The sequence below is a fragment of the Gilvimarinus sp. 1_MG-2023 genome (assembly GCF_030548285.1).
This window is the reverse complement of sequence record NZ_JAUOSC010001448.1, coordinates 1-248: the sequence shown is the minus strand read 5'-3', so window position 1 is coordinate 248 and position 248 is coordinate 1. Positions and strand designations below refer to the sequence as shown.

General features: G+C 32.7%; 1 protein-coding gene. It reads right to left on the bottom strand.

Features of this window, described 5'->3' with window-relative positions; genetic code table 11:
* On the bottom strand, positions 1-248 hold a 248-nt coding region (locus Q4563_RS21615; RefSeq protein ID WP_303605990.1), incomplete at both ends, for an outer membrane beta-barrel protein.

The window sequence follows — 248 nt, the reverse complement described above, 5'->3', positions numbered from 1 at the left end:
GTTATAATCAGTGTTGTCAGTTCCGTTCATAGCAGCTAACATGAAAGATAAATCTTCAGTTGCAGCATAGTCTAATTTAATTCCTGTATGAGAAAAAGGTCCGTAAGAAAATAAATAAGATGTAGAATAGTTAAAGTTAGCAGCAGGAGAAATAACTTCGTACCCTAAGAAAGTGTTAAAGTTACCTAATGTAAGAGTTGTACTTTCAGTAACATTGTAGTAAACATACAATTGGTTCACAATAGGAG